This is a genomic window from Heyndrickxia sp. FSL K6-6286 (genome assembly GCF_038630395.1).
GTDB classification, from domain to species: Bacteria; Bacillota; Bacilli; order Bacillales; family Bacillaceae_C; genus Heyndrickxia; species Heyndrickxia oleronia.
In genome coordinates this window covers 2,420,874-2,444,229 of the sequence record NZ_CP152029.1, presented here as the reverse complement: position 1 = coordinate 2,444,229, position 23,356 = coordinate 2,420,874, and the positions used below count along the sequence as shown (strand labels likewise).

Sequence of the window (23,356 nt, the reverse complement as noted above, 5' to 3'; positions counted from 1 at the left end):
TCTATCAACATGTAAGACGTCATTTCATGGGTAGAGGTTTCAGCTATCTACATTTAATTTAGTAATTTCGTTAAAATTGACAATGAGGACAATAAAAGGTTTTTCGAGATGATATCATTTTTTTGATAATCTCTGAACCACATCTCTCACATAATTCACCTTCACGATCATACACTTTACATCTGTTATCATAACCTCCTGTAAGCCTATCATCACGATAAAATGCATGGTTCATATAACCACCATATTGAGTTGCGTTTCTTAAGATAAATTGAATGGATTCATACAATTGTTTCTTTTCGATATCGGTTAAATCTTCTAAGGTTCTAGTAGGTAATAGCTGTGCATGATAACAAATTTCATCAGAATAACAATTACCAATCCCAGATAAAAATTTTTGATCAATTAATTTGGTCTTTAGACGTCCACGCTTTTTGTATAAGTAGTTGATAAAAAATGGTAGAGTAAAATTGATATCCAATGGTTCTGGTCCTAAATTAGGCAATGCTTCATCTACTTCATTTATTGGATAAAGGTGTAAATAGCCTAAACGAAGACCTATAAAGTATAAATTCTCTACACCAAAAGCAAGCTGAATTTGAATCGTTCGTTTTGGTTTCTCCTCCTCTGTACCATAATACATCCATCCTCCGAGCATAAGATGGAGAATGAGGGCTCGACCATTTGCCAAATAGAAAAGTAAATGCTTGCCTCTTCGATCAATACGAATTACTTTTTGTAGTTGTATATCTTTAATAAACATATCCGGCTGACAATTTATTGATTTTTCACGATTGATTATAATATTCGTAATCGTCTTCCCTACAATTTTTTCATACAGCAATTTTTGATATGTTTCCATTTCAGGTAGTTCGGGCATCCGTTTTTCCCCCTTTTCATGGAGTTATATATGAATTCCTTTTGTAGTCATTACATGATCTTTATTCTTATCATGACAAATCAGAGAAAAAGTATTAAAAAAAACACCTAATTAAAAAATTAGGTGTTAGTGATGAACGAATATTTTTATTTACATTTTCATTTCAAGCATAACAGGACAATGATCACTTCCTAAAATTTCGGAGTGGATTTGTGAGTCCTGCAATGAGTCTACTAACCTATTAGATACAATAAAATAATCAATTCTCCAGCCAATATTTCTTTCGCGAACCTTATTCATATATGACCACCAAGTATAGGAGTCTGTTTTATCCGGGTAAAAATAACGAAAGGAATCAGTAAATCCCGTGTTCAATAATGTACTCATCTTTTCTCTTTCTTCATCAGTAAAACCAGAGTTTCCTTTATTCGATTTTGGGTTTTTTAAATCAATTTCTTGATGGGCAACGTTTAAATCACCACAATAAACAACTGGCTTTTCTTGATCTAATGAGATCAAATGTTCTTTAATTCTTTCTTCCCATTCTAAACGAAATGGTAATCTGGCAAGATCCCTCTGAGAATTCGGAGTGTAAACATTTACTAAATAAAATTGATCAAATTCTAGAGTTAATATTCTACCTTCAGATTCATCTGTTTCATCACCCACGCCATATTTTACTGATAATGGCTTTTGTTTTGTAAAAACCGCTGTTCCGGAATATCCCTTTTTCTCAGCATAATTCCAATATTGATAGTAATTTTCTAATTCAAGAGTTACTTGTCCATCCTGACATTTTGTTTCTTGAATACAAAAAATATCAGCATCTACATTATTAAAATAAGATAAAAATCCTTTATTTATACATGCTCTTATGCCATTTACATTCCAAGATACGAATTTCATTTATAGAAAGCTCCTTGCTTTTATTTTTAATAATCATTATTTCTAAATATTTATTATAACATTTTAAATGAGTCATCAAAAGAATTTACCGCTAATAGATTTGTTTATTTCAATGAATTTTTTATCGTTTACAGTACAAAATATTACTGATACTCATTTCTTGAGTATTTTACGTTTCTAAGTATAGATCCTTCCAAAGAGGTGATATTCGATGAGTTACAGAAACTTTTTAGATCCACAATCTGAACGATTTCATTATAGTACCACAAGAAGAAAACATACGAAATCACAAGTAAATGGACAAACACAAGTTTCTCAAAATATCATAATTCTTAGAAGCAATGCGAAAGCACATTTTTGGTAAGGTGAATACAAAGAAATGGACAAGAAGGACGCCCAGTGCGTCTTTTTTGTTTATTTCTTTGTCTGACGTCAGTGAATAAAGAACTATTAAAAAATGATTTCAATTGAATAAACCATTCTCTTTCCCTTTATCTACCAGTAACCCATTTTAAAATAGGCTTTTTCGCTTATGTCTTTTATCACCAACTGTGTGATATAAATAATAAGATGTGGGAAATTTTGTATTTAGGTACAGTAATCAGGGGGATAGGAGGAATAAAATGGATGTAAAAAAATTACTAACAATTGCTGCATTATCATTAGTTTTAATTTCTGCGTGCAGTAATGGAAGTAAAACCCAGATGTCTGATAAGAAGGAAACAATCAAAGTAAGCACTGAAAATAAAGAGTTAGCTAAATATGATAAATTAGTAAAAGAGAAAAATAATGAGCTTAAATTAGAGCCTCTAGAGCTCACTAATTATAAAGATAAAATCGGTGCAACATTAACCAATCCAAAATATAAAAAATTCGCCGTAAACAATGAACTCACCATCTCTGGAGTTATAGAAAAAGAAGATCAATTAATAGAAAGATATGCATGGGTTAAAGTAAGTTCACTTGATATTATCGATTCAAATTCAGTTCAAGATTATTATATTCCTATAGAAAATGGAACATTTAAAGAGGATATTCATTTTTATAATGGAAAAGGAAACTACTCTATTAGAGTCATGCTCCCTGCTACAGATCGCAATAATTATTATTATGATCTTGCTACCTTCGAAGTCATTAATGTTCATCCAGAGAAACAAAGAGATGTAACCTATACTCCCTATGCACAAGATGCAAATCTCGTATTAAAGAATGTAGATTCAGGTTTGATTGAAGCCTCAGAACATTTAAATTTACATGGGAAAGTAAAAAACTTAGAAAAAACAAAGACGATCATGATTGAAGTAAAAAAAGATATGGAAAATTGGAAACACGAAATTCCTGTAAAAAATGGCCAATTTTCATACGATGTTCCCCTTTTCTATGGGGAAGGACTTCATCAAATCAATGTCCTCGTACCTGATAAAATGAAAGATAATCGTTATCAATATGGTACTACACTTTTTGTCAATAATCGTTCAAATAAACAGATGACACCAATAGAATTTTATCGAACATATGACGAAAGAGGGATTCAATTAGAAACACCTAGATTTGGTAATGCCGAAACAAAACTCACTTATCAAATAAAAGGGAAAATCGACCCTGATGCTAACTTAGCCAAAGAAACCACACATATTTATATAAAAACAAAAAAAGATCAAGATGAAGCTCTTGATATCATCCCAGTAAAGGATTTTACATTTGACGGCTCCATTTATTTACGATTCGGACCAGGTGAATATGAGGTATCAGTCAATGTACCTGAAATAAGGGAAAAGAACACAAATTATTTTCGTTATTTTTCAGTTGCCTCTTTCTCAGTAACAAATCTTGATCAAAACGATCAAAGAGATCTATTGCCATCAAGAGGGATACCATCGAAACACTCAAAAATTATTAAACTTGCAAAAGAAATTACTAAAGACAGGAAAAATGATCGAGAAAAAGCGAAAGCAATTTATGATTTCACTTCGAAAAATATTTCCTATGATGTTCAGAAATTTAAAAACAACGAATTTGAATGGGATGATAATGCATTAAAAACTCTACGCTTAAAAACCGGTGTCTGTCAGGATTATGCTTATCTAGCGGGAGCTCTGTTACGTGCAAGTAATATTGAGGCAAGAGTTATTTCAGGAAAGGCGGGTACAGGTATATTGAAAAATAATCATGCATGGATTGAAGCAAAAGTTAATGGAAAATGGTTAACTATGGATCCTACATGGGGCGCGGGATATGTTCAAAACAATCAATTTATAGCAAAATATAATGAACAATATTTTGATCCTAATGAACAGGAGTTTAGGAAAACTCATATTAGAGAAAATATCGAGTACTAAGTAGCTTTGAGGGGGTGTCTAAAATATCAGCCCCCCCCTTTTTTAATTTGGTTTATTTTAAGGCATCGGTTAATTGAGGAACAATTTGTTTCTTGCGTGAAACAACACCTTTTAATATAGCTGTATTGTTTTCTAAGCTTACATTAAATGCCTTTTCCACGGCACTTGCTGCATTTCCTAAAGCAATGGCAACTGAATCACTATTTAATATGTCTGTCACAACAAATAGGAACAAGTCTAAATTCTTTTCGGAAATTTTGTTCGTTAATGCTACTTCTAATTCTTCCTTACGAGCCAAAACATCATTTGTATCTACTGCATTCACTTGTGCAACTTCTACCTTATGTGTACCCATTTGGAATTCCTTCGCATCCAAACTGATTAGTTGTTCAATAGATTTATCACTTAAATCAGCACCAGCTTTTAACATAGCTAAACCATATGTATCTACATCAACTCCAGCAATTTCGGCTAATTCTTTAGCTGCTGCAATATCTTGATCCGTACAAGTTGGAGATTTAAATAATAGTGAATCGGAAATAATTGCAGAAAGCATTAAACCAGCTGTTTCTTTACTGATAGCTACCCCATTCTCCTTGTACATTTTGTTTAAAATTGTAGCTGTACAACCTACGGGCTCTGCACGATAATATAAAGGGTCACTTGTTTCAAAATTAGCAATACGGTGGTGATCAATTACCTCTAAAACTTTTACTTGATCAATATCATCCGCGCTTTGTTGACGTTCATTATGATCAACTAATATTACACCATTGCTTTCATTTGCAACTGTCTGAACGAAACGAGGAGCATCTACTTTAAAGGTATCTAATGCATACTTTGTTTCACCATTTATTTCTCCTAATCGTACTGGCTCGGCTTCTACACCTAATTTCTTCTTTAATTCTGCATAAGCAATTGCTGAACAAATTGTGTCTGTATCAGGATTTTTATGTCCAAAAACTAATATCTTTTCCATCTTTATTCTCCTTAATTCTCAAGTTAAATAGGCTTTCTATACACCAATATTATTTTAGCACAAACAGCTTTAAATAAAAAAGCAGTTTTCTTTATTAGAATGATTCTATCCCAAATTTTCATAAGAAAAACGTCAATCCTAAGGAATGACGTTTTTGACGATTATTTAATGGGGCATATTATTAGTGTTTTGCATCTGCCCTCCTGTAGGGGCATATGCTTGAAGCATTTGCTGCATATCTTGTTGAGCAAATTGTGGTACTTGATAATAATGATGTTTATTTTGATAAATTGACAGTTCATAAGCCATTTCAATACAGTTTGGTATGGAATCTGCTAACACTCTACGTACTACAGGGTTAGTCGTTTCACATGCAGCCACTGTCTTCATAGAAGCAGAAGATTTTACACCACCGAGCATTAAACCAGAAATGCATTCATCAGTCAATTCTGACACAGATTGTAAAGGTTTTTTCGGTTGTGACGGCTGCAATCCATAGACAAAATTATTATCTTGCTGCATTTTATAGCTTTGAGTAGGGACCGCTGGATCTTTACCTGATTGAAAGCAATCCACCAATGTATTATATTCCTGTTGCATAAATTGGTATTGTCGGTCTAAAATGTTTAATAGTTCCTGGTCTTGAACATGACCTCTTAATAAAGTATATTGATCCATTAAGCCAATAGATCCTGATAATACTTCCCCTACATCCAATACTTCATGACCACCATGATTCATTTGTTGTGGAATATTGCCTGTATGCATATTTTGATGCATTTGGTTTGAGTTTTGCTGGTTTTGCATGAATCCTACCTCCTAATTAATTCATTTTACCTTTGTTAGTATGAATTAATTTAAAGGAGTTATTCACGAAACACCAATTACAAACTTGCTAAGTGTTAAAATGTGTTATATACATTTTGACATGTTTCAGCGGTTGGTTCATAAAAGCAATGATTTTTAAATCTTGCAACTAATGGCTGATTGTACCAAGTTGCTGGACAATCACCGGGTGGTTTAAAATACCAAAGACTATACTTTGCCGGCCAAAAACTTTCTCCATTAATTGATCGACGAGCTAAGCGCTTCTCTTTTTCCCTTGCCCTCTGATAAAAATAACCATGTATAGTAGCTTCAAAGGCATGAGGTTGAAAAACCATTTGCGGTATCGTACGGAGCCCCTTAAAATCGGAACAATTTGCTCTTATCCGATTAATGCCGACATTCCCTACGAGAAGCATACCTTGTATACCTTCCCCTTCTGCCTCAGCTCTTAGCAACCTTGCTAAAAGTGCAATATCTGAATCAGTAGCCTTGACAACTGCCATTACTTCACCTCCATCTGCTTTTCACCTCTATCATATTCTTTATGGCTAGATTGATGACCATTGTTACATAAAAAAAGGAGGGAATAATTTCCCTCCTAATCAAATCATTCACCAAACTTAATGGCTTCTGCTTTAAATAATTGATGATATTCCTCATATTTATCCCAAAGTTTTAAATGTTTAGCAAAAAATTGGGCATTATAAAATTTATGATATGAATTGATTTCTCTTTCGATTTTTTCAAAAGCTCGTTCAATATTCGAGTATTTTTTTAGCCACGGCAAGCCCGTTTTCAAAAACGAATATTTAATATTATTGATAACATCCTCGATATTTTTTCCATTCGACCAAAACCACCAGATCGTTTCCTTCTCTCGATCAGGTTTATATCCATTATTTTCTCCTTCATTTACACAACACAATTCCATCTGGACTTGACAATCATAATGATTTGGAAATTTATTGAATTCAATGATAGGGGGAATAAAATCAAAATAAATACCGATAGTAACATTTAAGGATTGGGCAGGCCAACCTGATAATTCGGAATAATATTTGCCAATATGATTAATGCTTATGACCCATGTACAGTTATCATGAACAGCATAATATCTTCTATTATTGATACTTTCAAACCCATATTCTTTTAAAACAGGAAACAGGATTCGTTTTAATTTCTTATCAATTTTATTCCGAACAATCAAATTGATCCCCCCTTTATAAAATATTTTAGGCTCTATTATATAAGACGTTTGAACACGGGAAAAAGTTTCAGATAATTATCAAAAACAGGAAATTACTAACATAAATGTTTCTAATCAACTTTTTATTACCTTTTAACTTGAATTTCATCAAAACGAATGAAGTACTCCTTATCAATTCCATTATTATTGATTTTGCCTTGATAAAGTGACTTACCTGTACTGATGTCGTTAACAAATAATTGACTTTCTGTTTTCTCGTTTACATATGAATCTAATAGAAATACTTTATTTTGGGCAAAGGTCAGGGTTACTCCTTCGTTCCAATCTTGACCATTTGAAGGTAATTGTAAAGTACACTCATTTTCAATCTTTTTGTTTTCTAGATTGTACGTATATAATTTCACGCCTTTTTTATCTCTAATGGTTAAATATATCTCTTTATCTTTATACGCTTCAATGTTCGCATTTTTTAATTTCTCAGGAAGGTCAATCACTTCCTTTTTATTTTTTTCGAGATTGTAGGCAATGAATTGACTTTTAACAAGTTTTTCCTCATACGAGCCATCGTTATTATCAACCATTTTTAACTGATCATTTGTAAATAAGAAATATTTATTTGGAATGGTACGATCAGAATAAGAATAACTGTTATATTGATTGTAGGTATCTCCAACCGGATCTGATGTTAGGACATCATCACTTAGTAGCTTTTGCTTCTCAAGGTCAATCGTATATACATGTATTTCATTATTTGGAGTATTTGAATAAACGTTTTGCGTATTGTTTGCGATAAGCTTTAATTGATTATTTTTTACTAACTGAACATCCTGAACATAGAAACTACCATATTGCTTTTCATTAGGGATGGATATTGTGAAAGATGTTTTCTTATTTTCCTTCTTTTTTAACACGGATGTTTTAATTTTAATATCATCCTCAATATTAGAATAATTTTCATTGAAAATATTCGAATAAATTAAGAAATTCTTATCTTCATAAAACGAAGCTTCATTCAATTTACCACGCATAAAATTCCTATACTTTTTTCTTAATTGGTTAATTTTATGAGACTGTTGAAAATTATCTTCTAAAAAAGGATTATTCTTTTTAAAATCTGCTCCATTAACGGTTAACTTAAATTGATTAGAATCAGTATTCCCGACGTAATCCCCAGTAATGATCATTGACTTGATTTCTTTTTCATCACCACTAATTTTTTGAATATTTATCGTTGGTAAAGAATCCGCTGATACATTTGAATAGACGTAATACGTTCCGATACATATAACAACTAAAGCTACGACAATTGATGAATATATATAGCGTTTCATTCCAAATACCTCCTTAAACCGTTACCTTATTTTTTATTAAATAGACACTCATACTAATCGATCCAATAAGGACAACGATTCCCATAATTAATTCGATAAAGAATCTTTCAATTGGATAGAGGAAGTTTGGCATAAAAAATGTCTCAATAAGTAGTGGTGCAAAAAAGACGATAACTGAAAGAATACAGTATAACCCACCTAAGATGATACCCTTCAAGCGAAAGCTTCTTTCGAATAGAATGCCTGTAAAAAGGATTGTTACTGCTAAGAATCCTAATCCATAAAAAACGAGAAATGTTAAAAATGAACCAGGAATCAAAATGCTGAAATAGTCGGATAATTGAATAGCATCAACTAACTTCAATTCTATTCTGAATTCATTTGGAATAATGGCCTTAAAGATGAAGTTTTCAATCGGAAATAGTATAAGTTGAATGGCAATTAATCCTAAAACTAATAAGAAAATCGTTAATGCTTTTGATAGAAAAATATTCACTCTTGAAGTAGGCAGCATCAATAATCGGTAAATAAACGTATTTTTTCCAAACCATTCACGATACCAAATGAAAAATAAATAGATTACTAACGCTGCTGCACAAAGTGCAACTGAAAAGAAGAACCATGATGTATTCAGCATTATTTTAAAGTCAATGGTTCCATTTTGGCTAACATATTCTGATGCATTTATGGAAGTTTCTCGTATCGTTTCATTCACATTATTCATATAATTTAATGTTTTATAGATTACTCCAGTTATTTGAATGACGACTGTTAGTAAAATTAACACGATGTAGATTTTTTTAAATCGATTCAATTCAAAATTCAACAATTTTAAAAACTTATTCACCCTCTGTACACCTCTCTCATCACATCAACAACCGATTTCCCCTCTGTCAAACGAATTTCTTCTGTATTAAATTCTTTTAATACATTTCCGTTATCTATGAGAACAACCTTATCAATTAAGTGTTCAATATCATTTATTTCATGGGTTGTAATAATGACACCTCTGTCTTCGACTAGGTGACTCGTGAACACTTCTGCTATTTGCTCTCTGCTAAAAATATCAATACCTGAGAATGGTTCATCCATTAAAACATAGTCAACATCAATACAAAGTCCTAATAATAAATTTACTTTCGCCACATTTCCCTTAGAAAGCTCAGAAATTCGTGTTCCTTTATCTAGTTTAAAAAATGTAAGCAAGTCGTCCGCACGCTGTTGGTTCCAATTTTCATAAAAGTCATCCATAAATACCATTGATTGGTGGATTGTCATGTGGGGAAGCATGGTAATCGCATCTGGTATAAAAGTGATTTTTTCATAGCTAGATTTAGTTAATTTTGCACCATCGATAAGTATTTTTCCGCTATTAATGGGAGTTAGACCTACGATGGCTTTCAATGTTGTTGTTTTCCCTACTCCATTGATCCCAATTAAACAGGTTATTTCTCCTTTATTAGCAGTAAATGAAACACCGTTTAGTACTTTTTTACGACCATACCTTTTCGTAATATTTTGGACCTCGATCATTCCAGTTCCTTCCTTTCGTTTTCTGATGAATTATATTTTTCCTTTATTAATTCAAGTAACTCGTCAACTGGGACATTAATAGACCGAATGGATTGAACAAAGGAATCCACTGCTTCAACAATTAACTCTGTTCTTACCTTACTTAAAACAACCTCGTCATTTGTAATTCTACTTGGGTAATTTTTTTCAGTGTGTATCAACCCTTGTTCCTCCATTTCCTTATAGGCTCTTTGTGCAGTATTCGGATTAATTTTCAGCATTGAGGCAAGCTCTCTTCGCGAAGGAATTTCTTGGCCCTTTTCTAACATACCTATTGCAATTTGTTCCTTGAAGTACCGTACAACCTGTACATAGACAGGATCACGATTATTAAAATTAATTTTCATTGAAACATCTCCTATGTGATGTGTGTATTAAGTGATTCATACATAGATGACAAAATTATATGTATTATGGCATTCATACACCTCTTGTGTGTATTATATGGTTCATACACATAGTGTGTCAAGTAATATTTTTCTAAGCTACAAAAATAAAGTTTGGTTATTTAAAGAGTGTAAAATTACTATCAAATATCATCGATTACAGAAACAATATCGTAAGTCTCAGTAGTTGGTTTAATTAGACAACGGGGAATGTTTACAAGAGGAATACCTCAATCTAGAAAATGTTATACCCCAATGAATATAAAATATAACATTAATATTATTAAACAAAAAATTAATATTATTGATTTTTTTGATCTAAATATTTAAATATTATTATTTATATTTTCAATCTCATGTTGTATAATTGAATCAACTAATAGGAAGGGATTTTATTATGGCTTATAAAGTAATCACAAATTGTCCTGTCTGCAGTAAAACATTGAAAATTACAAAGTTGCAGTGCTCTCATTGTCATACTACGATTGAAAATGAGTTTGAATTATCAAAGCTGGCATCCTTATCTAAGGATCAGCTTCATTTTGTGGAAGTATTTTTAACTTGCAGAGGGAATATCAAAGAAGTTGAAAAGGAACTGGGGATTTCATACCCAACGGTTCGAGGTAAGCTAACAGATATCATTTCATCCCTTGGATATGTGCAGAAGAAGAAAAATGAAGTAGACGAGAAAAAAGTTGTCACTATGTTGGAAAATGGCGAGATCACACCAGAAGAAGCCATTAAGCTCTTAAAAGAGGAATAGGGAGGAATTTATCATGAAAGAGGAAATTACAAGAGTGTTAACAATGGTTCAAGAGGGTAAGATTGATGCAGATAAGGGATCAGAACTGATTCAAATATTAAAAGAGAAAGAAGAAACAGGTAATAAGCCTTTTGATAAACCAAGTAAATATTTAGATAAAACATTGAAAATTCGTGTAGTATCAACCGAAAATGATAATGTCACTGTCAACTTACCTATCAAACTTGTCAAGGTAGTATTAATGGCAGGACATAGTATTGCTGCGAGTATTCCACAAGCGGAAAAATATGTGAAAGATATAGACATAGACCTTATTATTGAAGCAATCGAAAACGAATTAGATGGACAAATTGTTGATATTCAATCGGCAAACGGAGATACCGTTTCGGTTATCATTGATTAGTGATTGCTTATGATGCATGTAAAAGTAAAAGCAAAAGACGTGCGGTTTACCATCCCAATCCCATACTCTATTTTAAACATTGTTATTTCAATTTTGTCTTCAAAAATTTTTCAGCAGAATCTAAACAGATGGACAAAAGAGCATTTCGAAAGAAAAAAATTGGACTTTACCTTTCCACTAATAGAGAAAAATACATTAAAGCCTATCGTCAAGGAATTGAAAAAATATAAGGGAATCGTGCTAGTGGATGTCAAAGCTAAGGACGGTACTGAGGTTAAGGTTAGACTATAATCTATTCTAGAATACACCATCCACTGACCTGCTTTTCGATGAATGCTCTTTTTCAAATATTGTTACAAATTAGTAATGTTTTAACGAAAAAAATAGGTGAAGCCTAAATAGCCCCATCATCTCAATGAATAAAATGCTGTAACCTTCATAAGAACGCTAATTCCATTTTTTTACGAAAAAGCCAGCAGTAGGTTTTGCTTATACATGAGCAACAACGATCCGAAAACAGCATTTTTTATAATACCTAATTACTCGCTGCCAATACCGAGAAAATTAATATGAATAACCCCGTTCTATATTTAGGACGGGGTAAAAATATAGTTGTTTAATTTTTTTTGAAAGGTACTTCACTAAATTTAAAAATAAATGCAGTTTAAAATCTATTCAATCGTTTTGATTTTTTTAATAAAATAATAATGTTTATAAAGAGCCAAAACTACTAATACTATTTTTAGCAAAAGGAAATCGATATATATGACAGAAATTAAAATAAAGATATCAGCAATTAAATTGATACGGATTTTCTCTTTTCGTGTCATTCCTTTTTTCTGAAGAAATGCTAAAACGTATTTTTTATAAATGGTCGTGCCTTTGAACCACTTTTCAAATCGTTTTGAACTTTTCGTAAAACAAAAAGTTGCAAATAAATAAAACGGACCGCCAGGCAAGCCTGGTAGTACAGTCCCAACAATACCAATCCCTAAAGAGATGAAACCTAAAAGCATAAACAGGAAACTTTTTATTTTTTTTACTGTCATCACCTTTTTATACATCCTTCGCTTCGATACAATAAGATTCAATCATATACGTTCCTTTTTCTTAACTTAATATGATCGTAACATAAATTGAATCGGAGTCAATAAACAAACAGATCTATCGTCATAAAAAGCAAATATGGTTTTCAATGGGATTAAAAATACATTTTAGTACTACAAAAGTCTTTTTTGCATTACAACTAATATATAACAATAATGTTTGACAAAATTGTGCTACTAGTTTGATAGATACACCTTATTATAATTGATCTATTTTGGATAACAAAAGATCCGAAATTAAGTCCAAAACATAAATAATACTGGTGATTATTTACCCACAAAAGAACAGCACCTTCGTCATGAGGTGCTGCTGTAAAGTATATTTCGTTTTATACCTTTCATTTATAGAAAAAACAATTGGCATCAACGATATATTGTTTACATAATAATATTATAGATAACTTTGTTTTTGTTCTAACTTCTTCTTAAACTCTTCATAATGAAGGTTAAAATTAATATGAGAACAATCGCTCCAATTAAAGCTGGAATAATATAGAATCCACCAGCTTCAGGTCCCCATTCCCCTAATATTAATGAACCTACCCAAGCTCCAATAAATCCTGCAATGATATTGCCGATAATCCCTCCTGGTACATCTCGACCTATGATCAAACCTGCTAGCCATCCGATAATTCCTCCGACAATTAAAGCCCAAATAATTCCCATAACTTTTTCACTCCTCATTTTTAATTAGTATTGTTTAATAATTAAAATACCCATTTTTACGCTTCATAAACAAAAAACTAGATTCAAGTAAATAGAATTAACTGTTTTCAACATTCATCCCTATACCTACCAATATAAAATCCCATAGTTTTGTAGGTATTCAAGTATAACCAGCACGAAGGATCCTTTCACTATTTTGTAAATATGAAAATCTACGATAATTAATCTTCTGAAATTGGTGTGTGAGTTTGATTTTTCATTTTATCTTACATTATATTAAGATCATTTTTAAATTTCTCTCTAATTACCTCTTTGCTACCGAATAGTAATATTTGATCACCTTCGTGGATTTTCGTCTGATAGATATTTTTTCTGATTTTCAATTCTCCTCTTTTAATAAACAATACAACCATATCTAACTGATCGTATTGTTTGAGTACGTCCTTAATGGTGTTATGAAATAAATAAGATTCTTTATATATGTGAAGATTTACTAGATCATCTGTTTTATCTGTTAAAAATATATCTCGCATAGGTAAATCACCAAGTTCAATATTTTTCTTCATATTTTTATTAAATAATTGGGACAATCCCCTTTGGATGGAAGTCAATTTTAATACTCCTAGTACCAATAATAGCCCTGTTGCAACATATAGAGTTTCCTTTATTCCTAAATCATCTGAAAGAAAATTACTTATAGATGAGATAATTATTGCAAGTGAAAATGCTCCAAATAATATAAGAAATATCGCTAGCTTTCTACGAACTGGATGTCCTAATATAAGTTCTGATTCTCCAGTTGTAAATCCTGTACCTGTCATCATCGAGATGACTTGGAAACGCGAAACTTCCAATTTCAGACCAGTTAACCGAAATAGTATGACATGAATTTCTATGACAGCTGTGATGACAACAAAATAGATAAGTAAAAATAGTAAATTCATTTTATTCACCCCACAATAATAGTTGAGAAATAATGATGCCCTTTTTAGACAATGCTGCTTCGTAATATCGTATTGCATAAGCCGATATTTCGATTTCTCTTGAAACAATAGAATGATGTCATTCTTTTTATATTTTTTTATTTGTTATTACCTCCTTCCTTTCATAGAAAAACATAGTTATCAGAGGTTTTATTTTTTCAACAATCGGGAATGGGTAGGAAAATACTTTAAAAATAGGGATGATAATATGACAAATAGCTGGAAATGGTATCAATTTAAGAAAAATGAAATAGATCAAATAAAACAAATTATTGAAGAAGATAGCTACTCCTTGAATAAGGAATGGCTCAATCAAGTGAAGGAAAATAGGAAAAATATATTAAGAATTGAAATACACGATGATAATAAAAGAATTGTGAAGGGATCGCTTATTTACAAACAAAATTTCAAGGATGAACAGGATTACAAAATCTTTCATTTTTATTTAACTCATGATCAGTTCATTACCGTAGATCTTGATTTATCATTTCTTAAACGAAATAATAAATCCTTCCTTCTAGCACAAATTGATCGGGCAGACAATGCAATTGATGGATTTTTAATCATAATTGGTGAACTAATGAATGAGATGTTATATGGAATTGATCGATTTGAAGATGAACTAAAAAAAATGACTTGGCATTTTCATAAAAAAAAACGAAACGAGCATTCTCGATAAAATTTATAAGCGTCGCCATGAGCTATTAGTATGGAAAAGTCTATTAATTCCTGTAAAAGAAGTGAAAATCGGAATTGAGGAGGCCTTTCTTGAGGATGTAAATAAAGGAGAAATATTTAAACGTACATGTAAAAGAATTGAACGAGCTATCGAGCTAATCAACGAATACGAGCATGAAATTGATTCTATTATTAATCTAGAAGAAGTGATTTCCTCCCATCGGGGAAATGAAATAATGAAAACTTTAACTGTAATAACGACTATTTTCACTCCATTAATGGCTTTAGGGGCGTTATGGGGAATGAACTTCAAATTTATGCCGGAACTTGAATGGAAATATGGCTACTTACTATCATTATTCCTTATCGTTGTCTCTACAATTGGATTTTATGGTTATTTAAAAATGAAAGGTTGGACTGGAGACCTTTTGAAAAGTAGTAAAAAAGGGTCATTTTTTAAATAAAATACTTAGTAGAGCTAGTAGTATATATGAAGACCAACGCATTAGCAGCGTTGGTCTCCTCTTTCTGTATTGCAAACTCCAGTACTTCTCTTTATTTAAATACAAGGAAAAACTCATTCAGAATGAATCGGCAATTGTTTTAAAAAATATTCAGAGAATGATGGAGCATCAAGTCTTGCAGTAATATATGGTGGTTTGAGCCTTTTCATTCCTTCTAGTGGAAGTCCCAACCAAATGATTTGTTCATCAATAGAAACAAATGGAAACGGCAAGGAATGATCTATTTTTTTATATTTATTAATAGGTTTGATGTCCTTTGTTGCGATTATCGTTAGTTTTATTTTATTCGATCGATTATTCAATATTTCAACCCACTGTTTAGAAAGGACCGTGTGGTCTGGTAATGAAATCACAATAGATCGTGAAGCATGCTGAATATCCTCAAAAACTGGTTCTAACTTACGAGCATGAATCCATCGTAATCGTGGATGCTGATGTTTTATCCATTGGCCAATTTCACAAGGGGAAACACTTTGCTTATGTTTCTCTTGATAGTCAACAAGCTGCCTAATTGTTTTATTAGGATAAATCTGTTTACGAATAAACTCTTTATCGGTCACGTTAATAAATTTACCTTTCGCTCTTGTCATAGCCACATTAATGAGCCTTTCACTTTCACGACCTGCTAACAGCATACTTGCGCGATTTTGTGGGTAGCCATCGACTGTATCAAAAATAATCATCTCACGTTCACTACCTTGAAAACGATGAACAGTAGCTGAAATAATATCCGCTTCCCCACATTCCTTTTCATATAAATCAGCCAATAAATGTTCCATTAAAACGGCTTGTGCCCGAAATGGAGTAACATATCCAATGGATGTCATTCCATCCATATATGCCTCATGGATTAATTGGAAAGACAGGAATAAATGTAATGGATTCATTCTTGAATGAGATGCCTGTTCATTAATGCAAAATTCTCCTGTAAAACTGGTGTCTAATAATACCGATGCACGCTTTGAAAATGGTTTTTTTAAAGCGATGGAACGTCTTTGTTCACCTACTTTTTCATGATCACCAACAAGAGATTGGTAAATGTGTTGATTTGTAAAGCCTGAAATTTCCGGATGCATCCTTCTTTGTTTTTTTAATAAAAAAAGATGTGGGTGAAATTCAGCTGTGTCAATTCCTTTAACAACGTTAGCCTTATGGAAAATGTCTTCCTTTAACCACTCATTGACTTTAGAATCTCTGGCTGAAGCAATAGGTGGTAATTGTTTAAAATCACCACACACGATTACACGTTTAGCTAATGATGAGGCAAAAGCAATTTGTGGAACATATGCCATACTTGCTTCATCAATGATGACAATATCAAACTCCTGTTCGAAAATTGCCGCATCACCTGCCGCTTTCGCTAATGTTGTTCCTATAATCTTTGCTTCCTTAACAAATTCAATTTCTTTTCTACGAATTCGCTCAAGTACTCTTGCTAACTTTTCTTCAATCTCTAATAATTGATCTGTATCTCTATGGCTAAATGATTGACTTAAATCATTCTTTAATCCTCGTTTTAGTTCGGAAAATCGAAGTCTTTTATCAAAAAGACCGGGTTCACGTTTTTCAACTAATTGCATCGTTGTTAAAAAATCATTCGTCACAGAAGCTCCACTCATTCCGTAGCGTAATATTTCTCCTTCAACTTGTTTGTCCATTTTTTGTACAAAATGATTAATTTCACCCATTAATACATCGACGGCTTGATTACTATGGGATAAAACAAGAACACGTTTCTCTTTAAAATACTTATTAGCGGCAACTCGTGCGAGAGTATATGTTTTCCCAGTACCTGGTGGTCCCCACACATAAGTTACTGGATTATACTTTGATCGCAGGACTAGCTCATGGATATTACTTTTAATATGATTAGTTGGGTGTTTCGCTAGTAGGCTTGGAGTGATTACTTGAAGCATGCGATTTCTTTTTTTCTTACTTTTTTTAGCATCATCGAGACGTTGAATAAGCTGTTCGAGAAGTTCCCATGGATCATGAAATAATATGGCATTAGAAACTAAATCTCCAAAGCTTTTTTCAAAACTAATAATGATACTTTTCCCTTCCGATGAAAGGACTCTACCTGTCTGTTTCCATTCTTCCCATTCCAGTCGGATGGTTGAACCTACAGGTATTCGCAAAGATGTAGCTGTTTCAAAGTAATAGGAATATGATTGGTCACTTGATAGTAAATGACCATTAGAAACATGATATTTAGTACTACCGTATTTTTTCACATATGCTATTTCATGTTGAAGGGCTACCTGCCATTCTTTAATATATTGTTTTATGGTTGTCATAATTAGTATCCTTTTTACTATATTAACTTGAAAAAGGTTATCTAATATGAGGCATGACCTCTTATTAGACAACCCTATCTATTCTATATTACTATACTAAAAAAAGAAATGGATATCTTTTAATCCTCCTGTTTATCATTCACTTCAATCGTTAATCCATCGACATGTTTTCGCTCCATTAGATGTGCTTTCTTTCGATTTTCTTTTGATTCAAAGATAATATTAAAATCATAATCTTCTGGGTACAATTCATTAGCGGCAATATATAGTTTTAACCTTTTATAATTAAACGTTTTTTTCTCATTTTTCACTTGGACAAGATAGTTTCCAAATGAATCTGGCCCTTTATAAATAATGCCGTATTCACCTGTTGCCAGTATGTGAACATTATCCCCTTGTTGGAACATGACGACCGGTTGGTTTGAAGTAGGTTTCTTTTGTTTGTTTGTTTTTATATAACGATTTAAAGCAATTTGTTTATCCATTTCTCTTTTTTCAAAAGAATTATCACATTCCATTTCATATACCTTTTCTTCCTTATATGTGATTTGATAGGCATCAGATATAATCGTTGGATGCATCCCTAATCGCAGTGCAATAGCGAATGCTTGACTTTCACCGCCAGTACCAATATTTAAACGATAGGTTGGTTGTAGTGTATGGATATCAAATTCCATTGATCCATTCATAAATCCATCCGTCTTATCCGCGAAATCTTTAATTTCACTATAATGAGTTGTTGCTAATATCGTGGCACCCTTTTGATGGAATTGCTTTAATATCGCAGTCGCTAACCCCATTCCCTCTCCAGGATCTGTACCTGATCCAAGCTCATCTAATAAAACTAGACTATACTCATTTGCCTCCTTAAGAAGCTCGATAATATTTTTTATATGTGAACTAAAAGTACTCAAATTTTGCTCGATACTCTGACCATCCCCGATATCTAGAAGGACTTTTTTAAAGATACTAATCTCACTCCCCTCATCAACAGGAATATGCAAACCAGATTGAACCATTATTGTTAATAATCCAACGGTTTTAATCGTTACTGTTTTTCCACCTGTGTTCGGTCCCGTAATAATTAAAGCATTGTATCGTTCGCCTAGTTCAATGGTCAGTGGTACAGCTTGTTTTTCTAATAACGGATGGCGTGCACCCTTAAGACGGATATTAAAAGTTTCATTTACTTCAACACTTCGTCCTTCAATGAGCCGACTATATTTTGCTTTTGCAAATAAAACATCATAATGAACCATCGTCTCCATTGCCAGCCTTATTTCGTGCAGATGCTCATCGACTAAAACAGTTAAGGCAGCTAAAATTCTATCCACTTCTGTTTCTTCATTTGCTTTCAGTATCGAAATTTGTTCTCGAAGGAATGCAGCTTCCTCAGGTTCAATATACAAAGTTGCTCCCGAAGCAGAAGTATCTAACACTACCCCTTTTATTTTTCCTTTGTACTCTTTCTTAATTGGAATTACATAATGACCATTTCGTTCACTTACAATAAATTCTTGAAGATAGGATTTGTATTTGGATGATTTAATGATTTGATTTAGTTTATCCTTAAGCCTATCCTCTTGAATGGATATTTGCTTTCGAATTTTCACAAGCTCTTTGCTTGCATAATCATCCACTCGTCCATTACGAATACATCTTTCAATTTCTTCAAGTAAACGAGAAAGATCTTCAATGCCATATACATACGAGGTTACACGTGGTGCAAGAAATTCTTTATCCTTCATATATTGCTTAAGTCTTTTACAGCTAATCAAAAATTCTGCGAGTTCTTTAAAATGAGCAGGCTTTAATGTCAGACCTTTGTCTAATTGACTAATGATTAGTTCCATTCCATTCAATGAAGAGATAGGAACACTAGCGCTTTTTTCCAAAATATTGACTGCCTCTGTTACTTCATCTAACCAAGCTCGAATTTGTTTTACATTTGTAGATGGAGCTAAATTTACGATTTTATCCTTTCCTGCTTCAGACATTGTAAATTGAGCAATCAGTTCTTTTACGTGATCAAATTCAAGGATTTTAAACGTATGGGAATTCACAATAATAGCCTCCTTATAATAAAAAAAACGTAATGAACAATTGTTCATTACGCTTAGAAGTGTTTTAACAAAATAAATACTTTGTTATTGTTTCTACCTAGTTATATCCTCCCAAATTTCATGAGAGCATAAAAAAGCTATGCCAATAGACATAGCTTTCGTAGAATGATCTTCTATCTGCCATGATTATCGTTCTTAACATTCACACTTTTTACCATACTTAAATAAACGTATGTTGTGAAAAATTTTTTCACAAGCAACGTCAATGAAAAGTGTGACCGTATGAAATTACGGATTAGTTAAGAACGACACCAAACATAAAATTATCTCCTTTATTAAGGGAATCAATAACTAGGCTAATATTGGTAAGTTTATTACCATTATGCTTTTTAAATTACTTGAAAATTATGTGATTGTCAATATGTGAATGCTGAAATTTAATTCATTGCTTTATTATGCAGAAAAATGATATTATCCGATTATACTGATTTTTACTATGGGGGAAAAAGAATGGATAAGCAATTAGACAAAGCGACTTTTGCAGGTGGTTGTTTTTGGTGTATGGTCAAGCCCTTTGACCAATGGGATGGAATTGATCGTGTAATTTCGGGGTACTCTGGTGGTCATATTGAGAACCCAACATATAAAGATGTAAAGTCGGGTACTTCAGGACATTATGAAGTCGTTCAAATTACATTTGACCCTAGTATATTTTCGTATGAAAAATTACTTGAAATTTACTGGCAGCAAATTGATCCGACCGATGACGGTGGTCAATTTCATGATCGTGGAGATTCCTATAGGACGGCGATATTTTATCATTCCGAAGAACAGAAGAAATTAGCAGAAATCTCTAAGAAAAACTTAAGTGACAGTGGAAAATTTAAAAAACCAATTGTCACAAAAATACTTCCTGCTGCTACATTCTATCCTGCTGAAGATTACCATCAGGATTTTTATAAAAAAAGTAAAGAAGAGTACATGGAAGATCGAAAAAAATCAGGTCGTGATGAATTTATTGCTTCACACTGGAATGATAAAAACTAAAATCAGAGGTGCTTACCTCTGATTTTGCTATTTTTATATAGTACAATAATTTATAGGTTAAAAAGTATTAGATGTTTCATAAGTAGAATTACCAATAGATCTCTTATCCGTTAATGTCATTCATGAAGAAAGAAAGGTTGAACATAAAACATTAGATAAGCATGAAGATGAACCTAGTGACACAAAGACCACAAAAATTGTAATATAAATAAAGATAGTAATTAAACAGGAGTGCATAAACACCCTGTTCATACCGCTTCTTATTTGATTATTGATTTCCGATTGGACTCCTGCAAATTCCGATAGGTATTCCCTTTTTATTAATATTTTCTTTAATATTTATTAAGGGTGAACCTTGATAAACCTTTAGTAAAATGTCTTCTATCCTTAGCCGCTCTTGTTTAGTAATTTCTTGCCTAGAAACTAATTTTTTAAACCATTCGCTGATTTCTATTGGATATAAATTTCCAGCAATCGAGGAAAGACGATCAAACCCAAGAATCACTTTCTCATCCAATTCAGATTCTCCACCAGCATAATAATAGAAGTCATTTCTTTTCATTTCTTTTTTTAATAGTTGAACTCTTTCTTTTCTTCCTGCTTCTTTTATTCCAACTACTAATTCCATATTACTTAACTGAATAATACTTTCTGTGATAAATCAAATCCGGTTCGATTTGGATTATTATATAAAATAGTTGGCTTTTTACAATGATTAATAATGGTTTTTGTATATATTAATGCTTCTGCTTGTGTCGGTAGTATATAAGGCGGGTATCCAAGTAAAATACCTGATATATTTGTATCACGAATGTTTTTAGCTAATTCCTCTGCTTCTTTCTGCCTAATGGAAGAAACACCAAAGATAATTTCCATATTATTAATGAGTTCTTTTTCTGTTACTATCCGATCAAGTATTTCGATTTTTTCATTACTATTTAAGCTATGTTGTTCTCCAGTTGTACCGCAGACTAGAACCGATTTTACTCCTTGTTTATATAAATACCTTATATGATCTATAGTTCCTTGAATATTAATAGATTCATCTTCAAAAAATGCCGTTGGTACTGCAATGTGAAATGGTTCTTTTAGCATACTTTTATCCCCTTTATAGCTTTTCCTAATTATTATACTTCCTTGGATGTACTCCCAAATAGGGAGCATCTATGTTCCTCATTTTTATTAGAAAATATGGTGGCAAGGTTGTGATTTTCAAAAATATCATAGATTATTTTTATATACGAAAGAAACAATTCAAGCAAAATATATCCATTGCTAATTAATTACCATTCATTTGTCAACACGACTTTACCAATGGCCATATTAGATTCCAATAAGGTATGTGCTTCCATTACTTGATCAAAATTAAAAACCCTTTCATCGATTAGAGGTTGTAGTTTTCCTTCTTCTACAAGTTTTGTTGTTTCTCGTAATATCTCACCATATTCCTGCCTTTTTTCCTTATCAATTATTTTTAAAAGCATAAAAGTGACATGTAAAGATAGTGCCTTGGCATGGAGAGGAGACAAATCATGTGTCGAGCGAGCTGCGATTGCTAATACAGTTCCGTATGTGGCAGAAGCCTGAAACGACCGATCGAGGTTTTCACCGCCGACTGTATCAAACACAATGTCAAATCCTTTTCCATCTGTATGTTCCTTTACGTACTCCTCCACAGATTGTTCGCGATAATTAATGGACACATCTGCCCCTAAGTGTTTTCCAATAATTAACTTTTCCTCAGATGAAGCAGTTGTATATACTTTTGCGCCTGCAAGCTTGGCCAGTTGGATTCCCACATGCCCTACTCCCCCAGTGGCAGCGTGGATAAGTACAGTTTGTCCGCTTTGAACATTTGCCCGCTTATAAAGAGACTCCCACGCAGTAATTGTTACTAAAGGAAGTGCCGCTGCTTGTGCCATCGTTATATTTTTTGGTTTATGAGCTAGAAGTTGTACATCCGCTAGCATATATTCTGCAAGGGCACCACTTGTTCCTTTTACACCACCTGCGCAACCATAGACTTCGTCACCAACCTTAAACTCTGTTACATCCTCTCCGACATCTACAACAACTCCTGCTACATCACTATGTAACACAGCGGGAAACTCTGGAGCAACTGCAGGTACGGCTCCACTGCGAATCTTTGTATCGATTGGATTTACACTCGTTGCCTTTACATGAATGACAACATGCCCAGAAATTGGGTCAGGTTTAGGAACCGCAGCAAGCTCAAAAACAGATGGACCTCCAAATCTTTTAATCACCTGTGCTTTCATTTGTATCACACTCCTCTAATATAATTTTACAGTAAGTTGCTAGATATCTAAATAATAAGAATATTTTAATTGTATTTTTCAATTAAATACTAATTAATATCGTTTATTTCCAAAGACAA

Annotated in this window: 24 protein-coding genes and 1 pseudogene; 8 read left to right on the top strand and 17 right to left on the bottom strand. The window is 32.6% G+C overall.

Going from position 1 to position 23,356, the window contains the following annotated elements; genetic code table 11:
* Nucleotides 1-70 precede the first annotated feature (70 nt).
* Both MHI39_RS12370 and MHI39_RS12365 read right to left on the bottom strand, forming a co-directional pair.
* Nucleotides 71-880: a DNA-formamidopyrimidine glycosylase family protein gene (locus MHI39_RS12370; RefSeq protein ID WP_342541312.1), complete on the bottom strand. Its 810-nt coding sequence runs from the start codon at nucleotides 878-880 to the stop codon at nucleotides 71-73.
* 150 nt (nucleotides 881-1,030) lie between these two features.
* The gene (locus MHI39_RS12365; protein WP_342541311.1) at nucleotides 1,031-1,786 is read right to left on the bottom strand and encodes an exodeoxyribonuclease III; all 756 of its coding nucleotides are present in this window, start codon (nucleotides 1,784-1,786) and stop codon (nucleotides 1,031-1,033) included.
* Nucleotides 1,787-1,997: 211 nt separating this feature from the next.
* Here MHI39_RS12365 and MHI39_RS12360 point away from each other — a divergent pair, with 211 nt between their 5' ends.
* Nucleotides 1,998-2,150 carry a YpzG family protein gene (locus MHI39_RS12360; protein ID WP_065107310.1) on the top strand — a complete coding sequence of 51 codons (153 nt, stop codon included), beginning with the start codon at nucleotides 1,998-2,000 and terminating at the stop codon, nucleotides 2,148-2,150.
* A 259-nt stretch (nucleotides 2,151-2,409) separates the two neighbouring features.
* Complete coding sequence (locus tag MHI39_RS12355; protein WP_342541310.1) at nucleotides 2,410-4,125, top strand: transglutaminase-like domain-containing protein; 1,716 nt, start codon at nucleotides 2,410-2,412, stop codon at nucleotides 4,123-4,125.
* Between the two features lie 52 nt (nucleotides 4,126-4,177).
* On the opposite strand, the gene MHI39_RS12350 is transcribed toward MHI39_RS12355, so the two are convergent.
* The 8 genes from MHI39_RS12350 to MHI39_RS12315 form a co-directional block, all read right to left on the bottom strand.
* Nucleotides 4,178-5,104: a manganese-dependent inorganic pyrophosphatase gene (locus MHI39_RS12350; RefSeq protein ID WP_342541309.1), complete on the bottom strand. Its 927-nt coding sequence runs from the start codon at nucleotides 5,102-5,104 to the stop codon at nucleotides 4,178-4,180.
* A 165-nt stretch (nucleotides 5,105-5,269) separates the two neighbouring features.
* Complete coding sequence (locus MHI39_RS12345; protein ID WP_342541308.1) at nucleotides 5,270-5,911, bottom strand: spore coat protein; 642 nt, start codon at nucleotides 5,909-5,911, stop codon at nucleotides 5,270-5,272.
* 95 nt (nucleotides 5,912-6,006) lie between these two features.
* Nucleotides 6,007-6,435: a cell wall hydrolase gene (locus MHI39_RS12340; protein WP_058005476.1), complete on the bottom strand. Its 429-nt coding sequence runs from the start codon at nucleotides 6,433-6,435 to the stop codon at nucleotides 6,007-6,009.
* A 104-nt stretch (nucleotides 6,436-6,539) separates the two neighbouring features.
* Nucleotides 6,540-7,139 (bottom strand): DUF4304 domain-containing protein, encoded by a 600-nt coding sequence (locus MHI39_RS12335; RefSeq protein WP_058005475.1) that lies wholly within the window; start codon nucleotides 7,137-7,139, stop codon nucleotides 6,540-6,542.
* Between the two features lie 125 nt (nucleotides 7,140-7,264).
* Entirely contained in the window at nucleotides 7,265-8,470 is a 1,206-nt protein-coding gene (locus MHI39_RS12330; protein ID WP_342541307.1) for a hypothetical protein, read from the bottom strand.
* 13 nt (nucleotides 8,471-8,483) lie between these two features.
* Nucleotides 8,484-9,317, bottom strand: coding sequence for a hypothetical protein (locus MHI39_RS12325; protein WP_341042281.1), 834 nt, complete (start codon nucleotides 9,315-9,317; stop codon nucleotides 8,484-8,486).
* On the bottom strand, nucleotides 9,314-10,003 hold the full coding sequence (locus MHI39_RS12320; protein WP_058005472.1) for an ABC transporter ATP-binding protein: 690 nt from the start codon (nucleotides 10,001-10,003) through the stop codon (nucleotides 9,314-9,316). Before MHI39_RS12320 ends, MHI39_RS12325 begins: the two co-directional genes overlap by 4 nt.
* Nucleotides 10,000-10,389: a GntR family transcriptional regulator gene (locus MHI39_RS12315; protein WP_071975995.1), complete on the bottom strand. Its 390-nt coding sequence runs from the start codon at nucleotides 10,387-10,389 to the stop codon at nucleotides 10,000-10,002. Before MHI39_RS12315 ends, MHI39_RS12320 begins: the two co-directional genes overlap by 4 nt.
* A gap of 436 nt (nucleotides 10,390-10,825) precedes the next feature.
* Here MHI39_RS12315 and MHI39_RS12310 point away from each other — a divergent pair, with 436 nt between their 5' ends.
* Genes MHI39_RS12310 through MHI39_RS12300 form a run of 3 tightly spaced genes read left to right on the top strand, consistent with a single transcriptional unit; the run spans nucleotide 10,826 to nucleotide 11,885 of the window.
* Nucleotides 10,826-11,191, top strand: a complete 366-nt coding sequence (locus MHI39_RS12310; protein WP_018393054.1) for a DUF2089 domain-containing protein — start codon at nucleotides 10,826-10,828, stop codon at nucleotides 11,189-11,191.
* A 13-nt stretch (nucleotides 11,192-11,204) separates the two neighbouring features.
* On the top strand, nucleotides 11,205-11,594 hold the full coding sequence (locus MHI39_RS12305; RefSeq protein ID WP_071975996.1) for a hypothetical protein: 390 nt from the start codon (nucleotides 11,205-11,207) through the stop codon (nucleotides 11,592-11,594).
* 9 nt (nucleotides 11,595-11,603) lie between these two features.
* Nucleotides 11,604-11,885 (top strand): hypothetical protein, encoded by a 282-nt coding sequence (locus tag MHI39_RS12300; RefSeq protein WP_071975997.1) that lies wholly within the window; start codon nucleotides 11,604-11,606, stop codon nucleotides 11,883-11,885.
* A 380-nt stretch (nucleotides 11,886-12,265) separates the two neighbouring features.
* On the opposite strand, the gene MHI39_RS12295 is transcribed toward MHI39_RS12300, so the two are convergent.
* The 3 genes from MHI39_RS12295 to MHI39_RS12285 all read right to left on the bottom strand — a co-directional run bounded on the left by MHI39_RS12295 (nucleotide 12,266) and on the right by MHI39_RS12285 (nucleotide 14,310).
* On the bottom strand, nucleotides 12,266-12,643 hold the full coding sequence (locus tag MHI39_RS12295; RefSeq protein WP_071976043.1) for a YbaN family protein: 378 nt from the start codon (nucleotides 12,641-12,643) through the stop codon (nucleotides 12,266-12,268).
* A gap of 471 nt (nucleotides 12,644-13,114) precedes the next feature.
* Nucleotides 13,115-13,366 carry a GlsB/YeaQ/YmgE family stress response membrane protein gene (locus MHI39_RS12290; RefSeq protein ID WP_058005467.1) on the bottom strand — a complete coding sequence of 84 codons (252 nt, stop codon included), beginning with the start codon at nucleotides 13,364-13,366 and terminating at the stop codon, nucleotides 13,115-13,117.
* Nucleotides 13,367-13,632: 266 nt separating this feature from the next.
* Nucleotides 13,633-14,310 (bottom strand): hypothetical protein, encoded by a 678-nt coding sequence (locus tag MHI39_RS12285; protein ID WP_342541306.1) that lies wholly within the window; start codon nucleotides 14,308-14,310, stop codon nucleotides 13,633-13,635.
* A gap of 247 nt (nucleotides 14,311-14,557) precedes the next feature.
* Here MHI39_RS12285 and MHI39_RS12280 point away from each other — a divergent pair, with 247 nt between their 5' ends.
* Together MHI39_RS12280 and MHI39_RS12275 are read left to right on the top strand one after the other, a co-directional pair.
* The gene (locus MHI39_RS12280; RefSeq protein WP_342541304.1) at nucleotides 14,558-15,028 is read left to right on the top strand and encodes a hypothetical protein; all 471 of its coding nucleotides are present in this window, start codon (nucleotides 14,558-14,560) and stop codon (nucleotides 15,026-15,028) included.
* On the top strand, nucleotides 14,991-15,491 hold the full coding sequence (locus MHI39_RS12275) for a magnesium transporter CorA family protein (RefSeq protein WP_342541438.1): 501 nt from the start codon (nucleotides 14,991-14,993) through the stop codon (nucleotides 15,489-15,491). Before MHI39_RS12280 ends, MHI39_RS12275 begins: the two co-directional genes overlap by 38 nt.
* Before the next feature lie 113 nt (nucleotides 15,492-15,604).
* On the opposite strand, the gene MHI39_RS12270 is transcribed toward MHI39_RS12275, so the two are convergent.
* The gene (locus tag MHI39_RS12270; protein WP_180211934.1) at nucleotides 15,605-17,848 is read right to left on the bottom strand and encodes an AAA domain-containing protein; all 2,244 of its coding nucleotides are present in this window, start codon (nucleotides 17,846-17,848) and stop codon (nucleotides 15,605-15,607) included.
* 119 nt (nucleotides 17,849-17,967) lie between these two features.
* Complete coding sequence (locus tag MHI39_RS12265) at nucleotides 17,968-19,911, bottom strand: endonuclease MutS2 (RefSeq protein WP_278892806.1); 1,944 nt, start codon at nucleotides 19,909-19,911, stop codon at nucleotides 17,968-17,970.
* A 510-nt stretch (nucleotides 19,912-20,421) separates the two neighbouring features.
* Between MHI39_RS12265 and msrA the strand changes: the two genes are divergently transcribed.
* A complete protein-coding gene (msrA, locus tag MHI39_RS12260) occupies nucleotides 20,422-20,958 on the top strand; it encodes a peptide-methionine (S)-S-oxide reductase MsrA (RefSeq protein WP_058005444.1) in 537 nt (178 codons plus the stop codon).
* 268 nt (nucleotides 20,959-21,226) lie between these two features.
* Here msrA and MHI39_RS12255 read toward each other — a convergent pair.
* Nucleotides 21,227-22,053, bottom strand: a pseudogene (locus MHI39_RS12255) (dihydrodipicolinate synthase family protein).
* A gap of 188 nt (nucleotides 22,054-22,241) precedes the next feature.
* Complete coding sequence (locus tag MHI39_RS12250; protein ID WP_058005443.1) at nucleotides 22,242-23,237, bottom strand: zinc-dependent alcohol dehydrogenase family protein; 996 nt, start codon at nucleotides 23,235-23,237, stop codon at nucleotides 22,242-22,244.
* Nucleotides 23,238-23,356 lie beyond the last annotated feature (119 nt).

Excerpts from the sequence above, each read along its gene's own strand:
- MHI39_RS12370 (WP_342541312.1), bottom strand. The coding sequence starts at position 880 with ATGCCCGAACTACCTGAAATGGAAACATATCAAAAATTGCTGTATGAA.
- MHI39_RS12365 (WP_342541311.1), bottom strand. The coding sequence starts at position 1,786 with ATGAAATTCGTATCTTGGAATGTAAATGGCATAAGAGCATGTATAAAT.
- MHI39_RS12360 (WP_065107310.1), top strand. The coding sequence starts at position 1,998 with ATGAGTTACAGAAACTTTTTAGATCCACAATCTGAACGATTTCATTAT.
- MHI39_RS12355 (WP_342541310.1), top strand. The coding sequence starts at position 2,410 with ATGGATGTAAAAAAATTACTAACAATTGCTGCATTATCATTAGTTTTA.
- MHI39_RS12350 (WP_342541309.1), bottom strand. The coding sequence starts at position 5,104 with ATGGAAAAGATATTAGTTTTTGGACATAAAAATCCTGATACAGACACA.
- MHI39_RS12345 (WP_342541308.1), bottom strand. The coding sequence starts at position 5,911 with ATGCAAAACCAGCAAAACTCAAACCAAATGCATCAAAATATGCATACA.
- MHI39_RS12340 (WP_058005476.1), bottom strand. The coding sequence starts at position 6,435 with ATGGCAGTTGTCAAGGCTACTGATTCAGATATTGCACTTTTAGCAAGG.
- MHI39_RS12330 (WP_342541307.1), bottom strand. The coding sequence starts at position 8,470 with ATGAAACGCTATATATATTCATCAATTGTCGTAGCTTTAGTTGTTATA.
- MHI39_RS12320 (WP_058005472.1), bottom strand. The coding sequence starts at position 10,003 with ATGATCGAGGTCCAAAATATTACGAAAAGGTATGGTCGTAAAAAAGTA.
- MHI39_RS12315 (WP_071975995.1), bottom strand. The coding sequence starts at position 10,389 with ATGAAAATTAATTTTAATAATCGTGATCCTGTCTATGTACAGGTTGTA.
- MHI39_RS12310 (WP_018393054.1), top strand. The coding sequence starts at position 10,826 with ATGGCTTATAAAGTAATCACAAATTGTCCTGTCTGCAGTAAAACATTG.
- MHI39_RS12305 (WP_071975996.1), top strand. The coding sequence starts at position 11,205 with ATGAAAGAGGAAATTACAAGAGTGTTAACAATGGTTCAAGAGGGTAAG.
- MHI39_RS12300 (WP_071975997.1), top strand. The coding sequence starts at position 11,604 with ATGATGCATGTAAAAGTAAAAGCAAAAGACGTGCGGTTTACCATCCCA.
- MHI39_RS12295 (WP_071976043.1), bottom strand. The coding sequence starts at position 12,643 with ATGACAGTAAAAAAAATAAAAAGTTTCCTGTTTATGCTTTTAGGTTTC.
- MHI39_RS12290 (WP_058005467.1), bottom strand. The coding sequence starts at position 13,366 with ATGGGAATTATTTGGGCTTTAATTGTCGGAGGAATTATCGGATGGCTA.
- MHI39_RS12285 (WP_342541306.1), bottom strand. The coding sequence starts at position 14,310 with ATGAATTTACTATTTTTACTTATCTATTTTGTTGTCATCACAGCTGTC.
- MHI39_RS12280 (WP_342541304.1), top strand. The coding sequence starts at position 14,558 with ATGACAAATAGCTGGAAATGGTATCAATTTAAGAAAAATGAAATAGAT.
- MHI39_RS12270 (WP_180211934.1), bottom strand. The coding sequence starts at position 17,848 with ATGACAACCATAAAACAATATATTAAAGAATGGCAGGTAGCCCTTCAA.
- msrA (WP_058005444.1), top strand. The coding sequence starts at position 20,422 with ATGGATAAGCAATTAGACAAAGCGACTTTTGCAGGTGGTTGTTTTTGG.
- MHI39_RS12250 (WP_058005443.1), bottom strand. The coding sequence starts at position 23,237 with ATGAAAGCACAGGTGATTAAAAGATTTGGAGGTCCATCTGTTTTTGAG.